This window comes from Mycobacterium sp. TH-M11 (assembly GCF_057473725.1).
Genome location: NZ_JBYCLD010000100.1, coordinates 1 through 14,534, shown reverse-complemented (window position 1 = coordinate 14,534; position 14,534 = coordinate 1). Strand labels below are relative to the sequence as shown.

The window sequence follows — 14,534 nt, the reverse complement described above, 5'->3', positions numbered from 1 at the left end:
TGTGATTCGATGCTCTACCTCGACGGTCGACTGGTCGGCAAACCTGCGTCCGTCGATGCGGCCAAACGCGAGTGGCAGTCAATGGGCGGCCGGTCAGGTCAGCTGCACACCGGGCACTGCGTGGTGCGACTGATCGACGGCCTGGTCACACAAGCATCCGAATCTTTCTTCACAACAGTGCATTTCGCCTCACCCACGCCCGCAGACCTGGACGCCTACCTGGCCAGCGGCGAATCATTAGACGTAGCAGGGGCTTTCACCCTCGACGGGCTGGGCGGCTGGTTTGTCGACGGAATAGATGGCGACCCGTCCAACGTCATCGGACTGAGCCTGCCGCACACCCGGGCGCTGCTGGCGCGGGTCGGCGTGTCGATCGCCGACCTGTGGGCGGCCAACCCCGTCGCGTCGTGAGTTGTCGCCATTTCAATGTCGCGCCGCCCGGGGCTAACCAGCAGGTAGGCTCGCGGTGTGCCGCTACCAGCTGACCCCAACCCCGCGCTGAGCACCTACGCGCACCCGGAACGGCTGGTAACCGCCGACTGGCTGGCCGGCAACCTGGGTCGGCCCGGACTCGCCATCGTCGAGTCCGATGAGGACGTGCTGCTCTACGACGTCGGCCACATCCCCGGCGCGGTCAAGATCGACTGGCACACCGACCTCAACGACCCGCGGGTGCGCGACTACATCGATGGCAAGCAGTTCGCGGAATTGATGGAGCGCAAAGGCATTTCGCGCGACGACACCGTGGTGATCTACGGCGACAAGAGCAACTGGTGGGCCGCATACGCACTGTGGGTCTTCACCCTGTTCGGCCACCCAGACGTCCGGCTGCTCAACGGCGGCCGCGACCTGTGGATCCGCGACGGGCGCGACACCACGCTGGACGTTCCGAACCGACCGTCGTCGGGCTACCCCGTCGTGCAACGCAACGACGCCCCGATCCGCGCGTTCAAGGACGACGTGCTGGCCACTCTGGGCACCGGGCCGCTGATCGACGTGCGCTCCCCGGACGAATACACCGGCAAGCGCACCCACATGCCGGATTACCCCGAGGAGGGAGCGTTGCGCGCGGGTCACATCCCCTCGGCGCGGTCGATCCCGTGGGGCCAGGCTGCCGACGACAGCGGCCGCTTCCGCAGCCGCGACGAATTGGAACGGCTCTACGATTTTCTTGAGCCGGACGACAAGACGATCGTTTACTGCCGCATCGGCGAGCGATCCAGCCATACCTGGTTCGTCCTGACCTACCTGCTGGGAATCCCGGACGTCCGCAACTACGACGGCTCGTGGACCGAATGGGGTAACGCTGTGCGCGTGCCGATCGTCGCCGGCGAGCACCCCGGCCCGGTGCCAGTCCGATGACCATGCCCACGCCACTGGCCGAGGTGGTTTCCGAATTCGCCGAAGTCCAAGGCCAAGACAAGCTCAAGCTGCTGCTGGAGTTCGCCGACGAGTTGCCGGCGCTACCCGCCGATCTCGAGGAAGCGGCGATGGAGTCGGTGACCGAGTGCCAATCGCCGCTGTTTTTACGCGTCGACGCCGACGATCCGGGCCGGGTTCGGCTGTACTTCAGCGCGCCCGTTGAGGCTCCCACCACGCGCGGCTTTGCGTCGATTCTGGCCGCCGGGCTCGACAAGCAGTCCGCCGCGGACATCCTGGCAGTCCCAGCGGACTTCTACACCGATCTTGGCCTGGCCGAGTTGATCAGCCCACTTCGCCTGCGCGGGATGTCGGGGATGCTGGCCCGAATCAAGCGCCGACTGCATGAAGCGGCAGAGAAGTAGACACCGGGTCTTGTCGCTTACGGCGCGCCGCTTAAACTTCCCCGGGACCGACTTGTAAGAATTTCTCTTAGACAACACGAAGACGTGCTCATCAGGAGGCGCAGTGCCCAGTCATGCCAGCTCGACGATCTCGAAAGTTCTTGTCGCCAACCGCGGCGAGATCGCGGTGCGGGTGATCCGCGCAGCCAAGGACGCGGGACTGCCCAGCGTGGCGGTATACGCCGAGCCCGACGCCGACGCCCCACACGTGAAGCTGGCCGACGAGGCGTTCGCGCTGGGTGGTCAGACCTCGGCGGAGTCCTATCTCGACTTCGGCAAGCTCCTGGAGGCAGCCGAGAAGTCCGGCGCCAACGCGATTCACCCCGGCTACGGCTTCTTGTCGGAGAACGCCGACTTCGCCCAGGCCGTGCTCGACGCCGGCCTGATCTGGATCGGGCCCAGCCCGCAGTCGATCCGCGACCTCGGTGACAAGGTCACCGCGCGACACATCGCCGCCCGCGCGCAGGCGCCGCTGGTGCCCGGTACCCCGGACCCGGTCAAGAACGCCGACGAGGTGGTGGCGTTCGCCAAGGAATACGGCGTCCCGGTCGCGATCAAGGCGGCCTTCGGCGGCGGTGGTCGCGGCATGAAGGTGGCCCGCACCATCGAGGAGATCCCCGAGCTGTTCGAGTCGGCGACCCGCGAGGCGGTCGCGGCGTTCGGCCGCGGTGAGTGCTTCGTCGAGCGCTACCTGGACAAGCCCCGCCACGTCGAGGCGCAGGTGATCGCCGACACGCACGGCAACGTGATCGTCGCCGGCACCCGCGACTGCTCGCTGCAGCGCCGCTTTCAGAAGCTGGTCGAAGAGGCGCCGGCGCCGTTCCTCACCGACGCGCAGCGCAAGGAGATCCACGAGTCGGCCAAGCGGATCTGCAAGGAAGCCGGCTACTACGGCGCCGGGACGGTGGAGTACCTGGTCGGACAGGACGGGCTGATCTCGTTCCTCGAGGTCAACACCCGTCTACAGGTCGAGCACCCGGTGACCGAGGAGACCGCCGGCATCGACCTGGTGCTGCAGCAGTTCAAGATCGCCAATGGCGAGGCGCTGGACATCACCGAGGATCCGACGCCGCGCGGGCACGCCATCGAGTTTCGGATCAACGGCGAAGACGCCGGTCGCGGCTTTCTGCCGGCGCCCGGCCCGGTCACCCGCTACGACACCCCCAGCGGACCCGGTGTGCGGCTGGACTCCGGCGTCGAGGCGGGCTCGGTGATCGGTGGCCAGTTCGACTCGATGCTGGCCAAGCTGATCGTGTACGGGGCGACCCGTGAGGAGGCGCTGGCACGCTCCCGTCGCGCGCTGGACGAATTCCACGTCGAAGGCTTGGCCACGGTCATCCCGTTCCACCGGGCCGTGGTGGCGGACCCGGCGTTCATCGGCGACGAGAACGGCTTCACCGTGCACACCCGCTGGATCGAAACCGAGTGGGACAACACCATCGAACCCTTCACCGGGGGCGCAGGAATCGACGAGGATGATGCGCTGCCGCGGCAGACGGTCGTCGTCGAGGTCGGCGGACGACGCCTGGAGGTGTCGCTGCCCGGTGATCTGGCGCTGTCCAATGGCGGTGGGGCCGCGGACGCCGGCGTCATCCGCAAGAAGCCCAAGGCGCGCAAGCGCGGTGCGGCCGGCGGCGCTGCGGCGTCCGGCGACGCGGTGACCGCTCCCATGCAGGGCACCGTAGTGAAGGTCGCCGTCGAAGAGGGACAACAGGTTTCGACCGGCGATCTGGTGGTCGTCCTGGAGGCGATGAAGATGGAGAACCCGGTTACCGCGCACAAGGACGGCGTCATCACCGGGCTGGCCGTCGAGCCCGGTGCCGCCATCACCCAGGGCACGGTGCTGGCCGAGATCAAATAGCGTTGGATCCGGTCGAGATCAACGCCGGGCGGTGGTATCTGCGCGGCCTCCGCGCCGACGACCGCATCGACGATCGTCCCGCGCTGGCCGAGCTCGGCGTGAGCGACCCGGCCCATGTCGTGCGCAGTGCCGCCGAGTGGTCGGCGGACTCGCGGTACTCCTGGGCGGTCTGCGAACCCACGACAGGTGAGCTGCTGGCCGAGGTGACACTCGATCCGCTGTCCGGAGACATCGTCAGCCGGGCGCGCGCCGGGCATGACGACGCGGCCGGCGCAGCAGCCGCATCCGTTCGGCGATTTGCCGCCGCAGTCATTGCGCCAGAGCATAATTCGAGCTGACGGAGAGCTTCCGCACGGCGCTGGCCAGGCATTCTGAGAAAGACTCTGCCACGTTGTCGGCACCGAACGGCCGGAGTAGTGTCGTAACAAGGTTGAGTTACCAGCCGCATAGAACAGCGTTAATTGACGCAAGGGGACGCTCGAACTCCTGAGCTTCTCCTCGCGCGCGGCACCAAATCCGCTTGACGTGATCCACAGAACGCCTAGTCGACTGATGGAGTCACACCATGTCTGCTGCATTACCAAAGCCCACTGCACCACTTGACGTAACCGGCACGCCGGCCTTACCGCCCGCCTGGGAGTACCGCTCCGCGCGTTTCAGCGCGACACGAGGCACCGACCGGACCGTTGTCAGCGCCGTCGGTGAACTCGACGCCTCCAATGCCACCGAATTCGCCGACTATTTCGATCTCTGCATGACCGACTCCGCTCCGCTGGTGGTAGACCTGAGCGGACTGGAATTCTTTGGCACAGCGGGTTTTTCAGCCCTGCATCTGATCAACGTCAGGTGCGCGGCAGCCCAGCTACGCTGGGCCGTGGTGCCGAGCAGCGCGGTGTCCCGGCTGCTTCGAATCTGCGACCCCGACCGCGCGCTGCCGTTGCTCGACTCAGTACACGCGATGTTGGACGAAGACCCGGGCCAGCGCCGGCTATTCCAGCTCGTCCCGTAGTCGCGATAGCGATTTCGCCAGCAACCGCGAGACGTGCATCTGGGAGATCCCGACCCGCTCGGCAATCTGCGTCTGCGTCATGGACTCGAAAAACCTGAGCACCAACACGGTTCGCTCGCGCTCGGGGAGCCCCTCGAGCAGCGGCCGCAGTGCCTCGCGGTTTTCGATGCGCTCGAGACCGGTGTCCACATCGCCGAGCGTGTCGACGATGGCCCGGACTTCCTCGTCGCCGCCGCTGCCGCCGCTGTCGATGGACAACGTGTTGTAAGAGCTGCCGGCCACCAGGCCCTCGACCACTTCGGCCCGGTCCATCTCGAGTTCGTGCGCCAACTCCGAGGCGGTCGGCGCGCGGCCCAGCCGCTGCGACAGCTCCGCGGTCGCCGCGCCGAGCTGCAGGTGCAGTTCCTTCAGCCGCCGCGGAACCTTGACCGACCAGCTGTTGTCGCGAAAGTGCCGTCGGACTTCGCCCATGATCGTGGGCACTGCGAAGGAGACGAAATCAGAGCCAGTTTCGACGTCGTAGCGGGCCACCGCGTTGACCAGCCCTACGCGGGCCACCTGAACCAGATCGTCGCGCGCTTCGCCGCGCCCCTCGAACCGGCGCGCGATGTGATCGGCCAGCGGCAGGCAGCGCTCCACGATTTTGTCGCGATGGCGCCCAAAGTCCGATGAGTCGGCGTCAAGCGTCGCCAGCTCACGGAACATGTCGGGAACATCGGCGTATTCGTTGGAACGGGATGGGGACGAACCGCCGACAGCTCGCGCTGTCACCTGGGAGAGTCCGCCCGTCGGGTGGTCAGTGCGATCCCGACGGCGCCGGTGCCGCTCTGATAGGTCTGCACGTCGTCGGCCAGCGACGTCAGGACGTGCCAACTGAAGCTGCCCGGTGTCACCACGTCGCCGGTGGTGCATGTGGTCGAGGCCTCGATCCGCAATTCCCTGTCGTGCGGGTCTATCACCAACTCAAGGGTGGCACCGGGCACGGCCGAGCGAATCAATCGCGTACACACTTCGTCGACGGCAAGTCGCAGGTCGGCGACCGCGTCGAAGTCCAGATCCTCGAAGGTGCCGACCGCTCCGACCAACGTTCGTAAGAGGGACAGGTTCTCCAGCGCCGCTGCCACCCGCAATTCGATGGCGCGATCACCTCGTTGCTGATCTTTCGCCGGCTTCGCAGCAGCGGTCATCGAGCCTCCCAGAATTGTTGGACCGACAGTACCCTCGCGCCCGAGCTGGTTTGTCATGATCGCGGCCTGGTGATCCTCGTGTTGATCGCTATGGGCATCTGTGTCAAGGCAGTGTCCGATTCCCCACGATCGGGCGACCGGCCCATTGTAGATACCCACCAAAGTCGACTGGTCAAACCCGACCCCGCAACCGGAATTGCGATCTCGCTCGGCGCCGGTCTATCCGGCGAGCACCGGTCCCGCGATAGGGAGGCCCAGGGCCAGCGTGACGACCATCAGGATCATCAGTAGCCATCCCGCTCCCTGCCAGGCCCACCACCTTCCCTCGTCACGCCAGACCCGGTAGGTGCGAACGAACGCCCACACCCCCGCCGCGAACAAGATCAACGGCCCACCGAACGCCAAGATCGTCAATTGAGGAGGGCCGCACGCCACGGTGTCGACAGCCATCGCGCCCGTGCAAGTGCTGTCCCACAGCGCGGCAACGATCAGATATCCGATGCCTGCCGCAGCGGCCAACGCCGCATACCGCACCGCGTGGTGCACTTCGCTGTCGAACTGGCCGAGGCGATCGCCACGGCGGCGTTGAGTCTGCATCGGAAATCCTTGTGTCGCTGTCAGGCGCCCAGCTGCGCAATACATAGATACCCAATGCAGCGCTGGTGATAAACCAGGTCAGCCGGTCACGATGCGCCGAACGCACGCGCTGAGACCGCTGGAAACGAGAAGCTCGGCGGCGACGAGCCGCACCGCTCGAACATTCGCTGAGTTCTCGAACACGTCGGTAGACGGCCGACTACAAGGTTGCGCCAGCACTGTATTCAACGCGGGCACCCGAGACACCCAGCAAACGACAAGTTTGCAGGGTTCCTGAGCGTTGCGGGCCTGCAGGATGAATCGGCAAGTAAAGTCTGCTGTATGCGAACGCCAAGGCGCCGGCTCTCACCGGAAGACCGCCGCGCTGAACTGCTCGCTTTGGGCGCGGAGGTTTTCGGCCAGCGACCCTACGACGAGGTCCGCATCGACGAGATCGCCGAGCGTGCCGGTGTGTCGAGGGCGTTGATGTATCACTACTTCCCGGACAAGCGGGCATTCTTCGCCGCCGTCGTCAAGGGGCAGGCCGATCAGCTGTTCGAAACCACCAATATGCTGCCGACCCCTGGCCAGAACCTTTTCGAGGAGGTGCGTGACGGAGTACTGGCCTACATGCGTTACCACCAGGAGCACCCGCACGCGGCCTGGGCGGCATATGTCGGACTCGGCCGTTCCGACCCGGTATTGCTCGGCATCGACGACGAAGCCAAAGACCGGCAGATGGAACACATCATGAGCCGCATCGTCGAGGTCGACGGGTCCGGCAGCCCGTTCGAGCCTGACGTCGAGCGCGACCTGCAAATCGTCATTCACTCTTGGCTGGCGCTGACCTTCGAGGTGTGCCGGCAGCGCATCATCCATCCGGAGACCGACGCGCTCCAACTCAGCCAATCCTGCGCGCACTCGCTGCTCGACGCGATCATCCGGGTGAAGAACATTCCCGAGACGTTGGCCAAAGCGGTCGCGCCCGACCAGCGCTGACCTGCGCGAACGGATTTCTGTCGGATCCCGTTGTCATGATGTCTGGGTGACCGCTCTACCCGACCAAGCGCTCGCGCGGTTTAGCGCCGTCACCCGGGACTGGTTCACCGGTACCTTCGCTGCGCCGACGCCTGCACAGGCCGACGCCTGGTCGGCGATCGCCGACGGGCACAACACGCTGGTCATCGCCCCGACGGGGTCGGGTAAGACGCTGGCTGCCTTCCTGTGGGCGATCGACACGCTGGCCGGCGTACCGCGCAGCGAACGCGAGCCCGGCACCCGGGTGCTCTACATTTCACCGCTCAAGGCGCTGGCCGTCGACGTCGAGCGCAACCTGAGAACACCGCTGGCCGGGATGGCCCGGGTCGCCGCCCAGCGGGCGCTGGCCACCCCGGAGATCACCATCGGCGTGCGATCCGGCGACACGCCACCGGCCCAGCGTCGGCAGCTGATCAGCAATCCACCCGAGGTGTTGATCACCACACCCGAGTCGCTATTCCTGATGCTGACGTCGGCGGCCCGCCAAACCCTGGCCGGTGTGCAGACCGTGATCGTCGACGAAGTGCACGCGATCGCCGGCACCAAACGCGGTGCACACCTGGCCTTGTCGCTGGAGCGGTTGGACGACATGGCGCCCCGGCCGGCGCAGCGGATCGGCTTGTCGGCGACCGTGCGGCCACCCGAGGAGGTGGCCCGCTTCCTGTCGGGGTCGTCCCCGACCACCATCGTCGCGCCGCCGGCGGCCAAGACGTTCGAATTGTCGGTGCAGGTCCCCGTCCCCGACATGGCCAACCTGGCGAGCACTTCCCCGCAGGCGGAAGGTACCCGCAGCATCTGGCCGGACGTCGAGGCGCAACTGGTGGACCTGGTCGAGGCCCACAATTCGACGATAGTGTTCGCGAACTCGCGACGGCTGGCCGAGCGACTGACCGCGCGGCTCAACGAGATTCACGCCGAACGGACCGGCCCCGCCCGGTCGCCGGAGGCCAACCCGAAAGTTGCCGGCGACGACTCATCGACGTTACTCGCCCGCGCTCACCACGGCTCGGTCAGCAAGGAACAGCGCGCCATCGTCGAAGAGGATCTCAAATCCGGCCGGCTCAAGGCGGTAGTGGCGACATCGAGCCTGGAATTGGGCATCGACATGGGCGCCGTCGATCTCGTCATTCAAGTCGAAGCTCCGCCGTCGGTAGCCAGCGGCCTGCAGCGCATCGGCCGCGCCGGACACCAGGTCGGCGAGATCTCACAGGGGGTGCTGATTCCCAAGCACCGCACCGATTTGATCGGCTGCGCGGTCACCGTGCAGCGCATGCTGAGTGGCCAGATCGAGACCCTGCGGGTGCCCGCCAACCCGCTCGACATCCTGGCTCAGCACACCGTGGCCGCGTCGGCGTTGGACCCGTTGGACGTCGACCGCTGGTTCGACACCGTCCGGCGCAGCGCGCCATTTGCGACGCTGCCGCGCAGCGCCTTCGAAGCGACATTGGATCTGCTGTCCGGCAAATACCCGTCGACCGAGTTCGCCGAACTGCGGCCGCGTCTGGTCTACGACCGCGACAATGGCACGGTGACCGCGCGGCCGGGCGCGCAGCGGCTCGCGGTGACGTCCGGCGGCGCCATCCCGGACCGCGGCCTGTTCACCGTCTACCTGGCCACCGAATCTGAAAACCCCTCTCGGGTAGGTGAACTCGACGAGGAGATGGTCTACGAATCGCGGCCCGGTGATGTCATCGCATTGGGCGCCACCAGTTGGCGGATCACCGAGATCACCCACGACCGGGTGCTGGTGGTTCCGGCTCCGGGCGAGCCGGCCCGGCTACCGTTTTGGCGCGGCGATAATTCCGGGCGGCCCGCCGAACTCGGCCGCGCGATTGGCGCGTTCACCGGCGAACTGGCCGCCCTGGATCGGGGTTCCTTCGAAAGCCGTTGCGCCGGGCTTGGATTCAATCCTAACGCCACCGAGAACCTGTGGCGCCTGCTCGACGACCAGCGCACCGCCACCACCGTGGTGCCCACCGACACCACGCTACTGGTCGAACGGTTCCGCGACGAGCTGGGTGACTGGCGGGTGATCCTGCACTCCCCCTATGGATTACGGGTACACGGCCCGCTCGCCTTGGCGGTGAGCCGACGGCTGCGCGAGCGCTACGGCATTGACGAGAAGCCCACGGCTTCCGACGACGGCATCGTGGTGCGGCTGCCCGACACCATCTCCGAATCGGGGGTAGAAGCACCCCCGGGGGCCGATCTGTTCGTCTTCGACGCCGACGAAATCGATCCGATCGTCACCGCCGAGGTGGGCGGTTCGGCGCTGTTCGCCGCCCGATTCCGCGAGTGCGCGGCCCGGGCTCTGCTGCTGCCCCGACGGCACCCGGGCAAACGATCCCCGCTGTGGCATCAGCGTCAGCGCGCCGCGCAGTTGCTCGACGTGGCCCGTAAATATCCGGACTTCCCGATCGTGCTGGAGACCGTCCGAGAGTGCCTGCAGGACGTGTACGACGTGCCGACGCTGGCCGGGTTGATGTCCGACATCGCCACCCGCAAAGTCCGCGTCGTGCTGACCGAGACCGCGACGCCGTCGCCGTTCGCCGCCTCGTTGCTGTTCGGCTACGTCGGAGCCTTCATCTACGAGGGCGATAGCCCGCTGGCCGAGCGGCGCGCGGCGGCGCTGTCGCTGGACCCGACGCTGCTGGCCGAACTGCTGGGCCGGGTCGAGCTGCGCGAGTTGCTCGACCCCGAGGTGGTGGCGGCTACGGGACGCCAGCTACAGCACCTGTCGCCGGAGCGGGCTGCCCGCGACGCCGAAGCGGTGGCCGACCTGCTGCGGCTACTCGGCCCGTTGACCTCCGACGAGGTGGCGGCCCGCGCCGGCGGGGCCGATGTCGGCGGCTGGCTGGAAGCGCTGTACGCCGCCAAGCGGGCGCTGCCGGTGTCGTTCGCCGGCGCCGGCTGGTGGGTGGCGATCGAGGACATCGGCCGATTGCGCGACGGGGTCGGGGTGGCGGTTCCGGTCGGCGTGCCGGCCAGCTTCACCGAGGCGGTCGCCGACCCGCTCGCAGAACTGCTGAGCCGCTATGCGCGCACCCATGCGCCGTTCACCACCGCCGATGTCGCCGCCCGGTTCGGGTTGGGGCTGCGCGTGGCGGCCGATGTGCTGGGCCGCCTGGCCGCCGACGGGAAGCTGGTCCGCGGTGAGTTCTCCACTGCTGGAACACCAGGATCGGGGATCGGCGATGAGTGGTGCGACGCCGAGGTACTGCGGATTCTGCGGCGAAGATCGCTGGCGGCGCTGCGAGCGCAGGTGGAGCCGGTCAGCACCCGGGCCTACGCCAGGTTCCTCCCTGCCTGGCACGGCGTCGGCCCCGGCGCGCCACCCAATTCCGGCCTGGACGGGCTGGTCGCGGTCATCGACCAACTCGCCGGGGTGACGCTGCCGGCGTCGGCGATCGAACCGCTGGTGCTGGCGCCGCGGGTTCGCGACTATTCCCCCGCCTTGCTCGACGAGCTGCTGGCGTCCGGAGAAGTGTTGTGGTCGGGTGCCGGATCGATCTCCGGCAGCGACGGCTGGGTCGCTTTTCACGCTGCCGACACCGCGCCGCTGACGCTGACCGCCGAATCGGGGATCGAGTTCACCGCGACCCATCGCGCGATCCTGGACGTGTTGGCCGGCGGCGGGGCGTTCTTCTTCCGGCAGCTGGCGCAAGAGGGTATCGGCGAGGCTGAGCTCAAAACCGCACTGTGGGAGCTGATTTGGGCCGGCTTGGTCAGTGGCGACACGTTCGCGCCGGTGCGCGCGCTGCTGTCCGGGACACCGGGGCGTAAACGTTCGGCGCCCGCGCACCGCACGGGCCGCGGGATGCGCACGCCGCGGTTGAGTCGCTATAGCCTGGCGAACCCGCAGGCGCGGGCCACCGATCCGGCCGTGGCCGGCCGCTGGTCGGCGCTGCCGGCACCCGAGCCGGATTCCACCGCCCGCAGCCACCACCTGGCAGAGCTGCTGTTGAACCGCCACGGGGTGCTGACCAAGGGCGCGGTCGCCGCCGAACGACTGCCCGGCGGCTTTGCCATGCTCTACAAGGTGCTGACCGCATTCGAGGACGCCGGCCGATGCCAGCGCGGCTACTTCGTGGAATCGCTCGGCGGCGCCCAGTTCGCGGTGGCATCCACCGTCGACCGGCTCCGCAGTTACCTCGACGGCGTCGATCCCGAACGACCGGAATACCTCCCGGTGGTGCTGGCCGCCGCCGACCCGGCCAACCCCTATGGCGCCGCGCTGCCCTGGCCGGCGCGCTCGACGGACGACGGCGCCGCCCGGCCCGGCCGCAAAGCCGGTGCGCTCGTCGTGCTGGTCGACGGCGAACTGGTGTGGTTCCTCGAGCGCGGCGGGCGATCGTTGCTGAGCTTCGCCGACGGCAGCGCCGGAGCCAACCACGCCGCAGCGGTCGCACTCGCCGATCTGGTGGTGGCCAGACGGGTCAACTCGATCCTGATCGAGCGCATCAATGGCACCTCAGTGCTGGCGCCAGAGGTGGCGGCGTCGGTAGCGAATGCCTTGGTCGACGCCGGCTTCGCCCGCACGCCGCGCGGACTGCGACTGCGATGACCTATGCCAGAGGGTGACACCGTCTTTCGCACCGCAGACACCCTGCGGAAGGCACTTCTCGGCCACACGCTGACTCGCTGCGACGTGCGGGTGCCGCAGTATGCGACCGTCGACCTGAGCGGTCACGTGGTCGATGAGGTACGCAGTCGCGGCAAGCACCTGTTCATTCGGGTCGGACCGGCCAGCATTCACTCACATCTGAAGATGGACGGCGCCTGGCGGGTGACGTCATTGACAGCGCGCGCCGATCACCGGGTCAGGATCATCGTGGAGACCGACGATGTCCGCGCGCTGGGTATCGACCTGGGCGTGCTGGAGATCCTGGACCGTGCACGCGATTTCGACGCGGTCGACCACTTGGGGCCTGACCTGTTGGGCGACGACTGGGACGCACGGGTCGCCGCCGCCAACCTCACCGCGCGCGCCGATCGGCCGATCGCCGAGGCGTTGCTGGATCAGCGGGTGCTGGCCGGGATCGGCAACGTGTACTGCAACGAATTGTGTTTCGTCAGCGGCCATCTGCCCACCGCACCGGTCAGCGCGATCACCGACCCGCACCGGCTGGTATCTCGTGCCCGCGAGATGTTGTGGGCCAACCGTTTTCGGCGTAATCGCTGCATCACCGGCGACACCCGGGCAGGCCGGCAGTTATGGGTGTACGGGAGGGCCGGGCAGGGCTGCCGGCGCTGCGGCACGCCCGTCCGGCAGGACAGCAGCGGCGAGCGGGTTGCCTACTGGTGCCCTGCCTGCCAACGCTGAACGCCTCCGCGCAGTCCGCCACCTTCGCCTCCGCGCATGAGGTCTGCGGCAAAGCAGTTCGGGCAGTTCACCGCCGAAACCCCGCACGGTCGATCGGATCGACCGTGCGGGGTTTCTGAGCGGCCGTTCCTAGAACGCCGACGCGACGGCCTCAGCAGACGCGGTCGACGTCAGCCCGAGTAACTGGTCGACGGTCTCTGTTCCCAGGGCCGGGTCCAGCGCGGTGAGGAAGCTCGCCAACGTCGTGGAGTCCGTCACGGCATTACCGGTGCCCAGGTCACCCAAGTTGGGTGTGGACACCAGGCTGGTGAGCAGCGTGCCCAGCGTCTCATTGCCCAGCGTCTCGGGCGTAGCCAGCGGCGCACTGATCGTGATGTTGTCCAGGAACTGGTTCCAGGGTTCGCTGATTTGGGTCGACGTGAGTCCCAGCAGGGTGCCCAGCTCCGTGTTGGCGATCGAGGTGGAGGTGCCGGAGAGGTCGGTACTGCTCAGATAGCCGCTGACCGTCTCGGTGGCGGGGTTGCTGCCGACGAGGTACTGGAGCAGCGCGCTCACGTCGCTGTTGTCGGTGATCGATGTGCCGGTACAGACGCCGAGGAGGTTGGTGGCGGTGCACAGGTCGATCAACCCGGCGTAGCTGCCCAGGCCAACGGTGTTGAGCAGTTGGTAGATCGTGGTGGTCTCGGGGTTGGCCCCCAGCAAGTCCGTCGCCAACGCGTCGATGGTAAGTCCGCCCAGCGGGGAGCCGTCGACGTACGAACCGCCCAGCAGGGTGCTCACCGTTTCGGTGAGCAGGCCACCGGTAGCAGCGTCCAAGGTCACATTGCTCGGATTCAGGTCGGCCAGCAGCGTGCTCAGCGGCGAGGAGACATCCAATCCGCTGGAGCTCAACAGGCTGCCCACTGTCGTTGTGTTGCCGATGAGGCTGGGCACCGTCTCGTTGCCGATCCCCAGGTTATTGAGTAGGGTCGCCAGACTTTCGTCGAAGGTCGGCGCGGTGCCGGTCGTCAGCGCGACCTCTCGGTGCTGCGGCCCCAAAACCTGCGCCGGGTTCAGCCCGGCGAACTGGGCCCCTACCAGCGCGGTTCCCGCTACCACGGCGCCGGCCGCGACCACCCCGACCCTGGTTGCCGCCCCCTGCTGCCGCAGGACCCGCGGTTCCGCGGATACCTCGCGATCGCGACGATGACGCCCTACTGATGTGCTCGACATATTTATGCCCTTCCGCATGCCGACTGTGAACAGGCTGAGAAAATCTCAGTGAAGTTAAGCTTTTGTTGACTGGATGTCAAGTAAATCGTCCATGAATCCGGACTGTGTGTCGCGCAGGCCAGGTTCAGACGCGCGGCACGGCAAGCAGCGAAGCGGGCGGGAAGTGTAATCGGCACGTACCGTGGGAATAGGCAGCGCGGGCTGGAGGTTGGTCATTGATGACTACTCTGTGACCCCGATCACCGACACCGCAGGTAGTCGTATCAGTCCAGAAAATGCACCAACGGCGTTGCGACAGTGAACGACGTCGCCGAGTTACCGGAGGACACAAGCGTGCTAACACTGGAGAACCGCATCAGCAATCTGGGTTCCATCCGCTCCATCGGGGCCGGCACCTTGACCGCGCGTGCGTGGGCGACACTGTGCGCCGCCGTTGCGGACATGGCAGTACCACGCGCAACCGCGGCCGACCCAAAAAAGACAAGCGCAACCGCGTCGAGCCTGG

General features: G+C 67.1%; 14 protein-coding genes. 10 read left to right on the top strand and 4 right to left on the bottom strand.

Translation table 11 applies throughout. The annotated features are described in order from the left end of the window. The 6 genes from AC2VOG_RS04165 to AC2VOG_RS04140 all read left to right on the top strand — a co-directional run. On the top strand, positions 1–411 hold a 411-nt coding region (locus AC2VOG_RS04165; protein ID WP_486938653.1), incomplete at its 5' end, for a Maf family protein. A gap of 57 nt (positions 412–468) precedes the next feature. Continuing rightward, the gene (locus AC2VOG_RS04160; protein WP_486938652.1) at positions 469–1,362 is read left to right on the top strand and encodes a sulfurtransferase; all 894 of its coding nucleotides are present in this window, start codon (positions 469–471) and stop codon (positions 1,360–1,362) included. Continuing rightward, positions 1,359–1,784 (top strand): SufE family protein, encoded by a 426-nt coding sequence (locus tag AC2VOG_RS04155; protein WP_486938651.1) that lies wholly within the window; start codon positions 1,359–1,361, stop codon positions 1,782–1,784. The genes AC2VOG_RS04160 and AC2VOG_RS04155 overlap by 4 nt, the downstream gene beginning before the upstream one ends. A gap of 103 nt (positions 1,785–1,887) precedes the next feature. After that, entirely contained in the window at positions 1,888–3,684 is a 1,797-nt protein-coding gene (locus AC2VOG_RS04150; protein WP_486938650.1) for an acetyl/propionyl/methylcrotonyl-CoA carboxylase subunit alpha, read from the top strand. Positions 3,685–3,686: 2 nt separating this feature from the next. Then, complete coding sequence (locus AC2VOG_RS04145) at positions 3,687–4,022, top strand: hypothetical protein (protein WP_486938649.1); 336 nt, start codon at positions 3,687–3,689, stop codon at positions 4,020–4,022. Positions 4,023–4,249: 227 nt separating this feature from the next. Continuing rightward, on the top strand, positions 4,250–4,693 hold the full coding sequence (locus AC2VOG_RS04140) for an STAS domain-containing protein (protein ID WP_486938648.1): 444 nt from the start codon (positions 4,250–4,252) through the stop codon (positions 4,691–4,693). On the opposite strand, the gene AC2VOG_RS04135 is transcribed toward AC2VOG_RS04140, so the two are convergent. From AC2VOG_RS04135 to AC2VOG_RS04125, 3 genes are all read right to left on the bottom strand, one after another. Further along, on the bottom strand, positions 4,673–5,464 hold the full coding sequence (locus AC2VOG_RS04135) for an RNA polymerase sigma factor SigF (protein ID WP_486938647.1): 792 nt from the start codon (positions 5,462–5,464) through the stop codon (positions 4,673–4,675). The genes AC2VOG_RS04140 and AC2VOG_RS04135 overlap by 21 nt on opposite strands. Beyond that, positions 5,461–5,880, bottom strand: a complete 420-nt coding sequence (locus AC2VOG_RS04130; protein ID WP_486938646.1) for an ATP-binding protein — start codon at positions 5,878–5,880, stop codon at positions 5,461–5,463. The genes AC2VOG_RS04135 and AC2VOG_RS04130 overlap by 4 nt, the downstream gene beginning before the upstream one ends. 219 nt (positions 5,881–6,099) lie before the next feature. After that, positions 6,100–6,477, bottom strand: coding sequence for a hypothetical protein (locus AC2VOG_RS04125; RefSeq protein ID WP_486938645.1), 378 nt, complete (start codon positions 6,475–6,477; stop codon positions 6,100–6,102). Between the two features lie 321 nt (positions 6,478–6,798). Here AC2VOG_RS04125 and AC2VOG_RS04120 point away from each other — a divergent pair, with 321 nt between their 5' ends. The 3 genes from AC2VOG_RS04120 to nei2 are packed head-to-tail and all read left to right on the top strand — an operon-like array spanning position 6,799 to position 12,817. Beyond that, positions 6,799–7,455 (top strand): TetR/AcrR family transcriptional regulator, encoded by a 657-nt coding sequence (locus AC2VOG_RS04120; protein WP_486938644.1) that lies wholly within the window; start codon positions 6,799–6,801, stop codon positions 7,453–7,455. 46 nt (positions 7,456–7,501) lie between these two features. Then, complete coding sequence (locus tag AC2VOG_RS04115) at positions 7,502–12,058, top strand: ATP-dependent helicase (protein WP_486938643.1); 4,557 nt, start codon at positions 7,502–7,504, stop codon at positions 12,056–12,058. Positions 12,059–12,061: 3 nt separating this feature from the next. Next, positions 12,062–12,817: an endonuclease VIII Nei2 gene (gene nei2 / locus AC2VOG_RS04110; RefSeq protein WP_486938641.1), complete on the top strand. Its 756-nt coding sequence runs from the start codon at positions 12,062–12,064 to the stop codon at positions 12,815–12,817. A 129-nt stretch (positions 12,818–12,946) separates the two neighbouring features. Here nei2 and AC2VOG_RS04105 read toward each other — a convergent pair whose 3' ends face one another. Continuing rightward, the gene (locus AC2VOG_RS04105) at positions 12,947–14,029 is read right to left on the bottom strand and encodes a hypothetical protein (protein ID WP_486938640.1); all 1,083 of its coding nucleotides are present in this window, start codon (positions 14,027–14,029) and stop codon (positions 12,947–12,949) included. A gap of 297 nt (positions 14,030–14,326) precedes the next feature. Here AC2VOG_RS04105 and AC2VOG_RS04100 point away from each other — a divergent pair. Further along, positions 14,327–14,534 (top strand): hypothetical protein (locus tag AC2VOG_RS04100; RefSeq protein WP_486938639.1); only part of this gene is annotated, 208 nt, incomplete at its 3' end.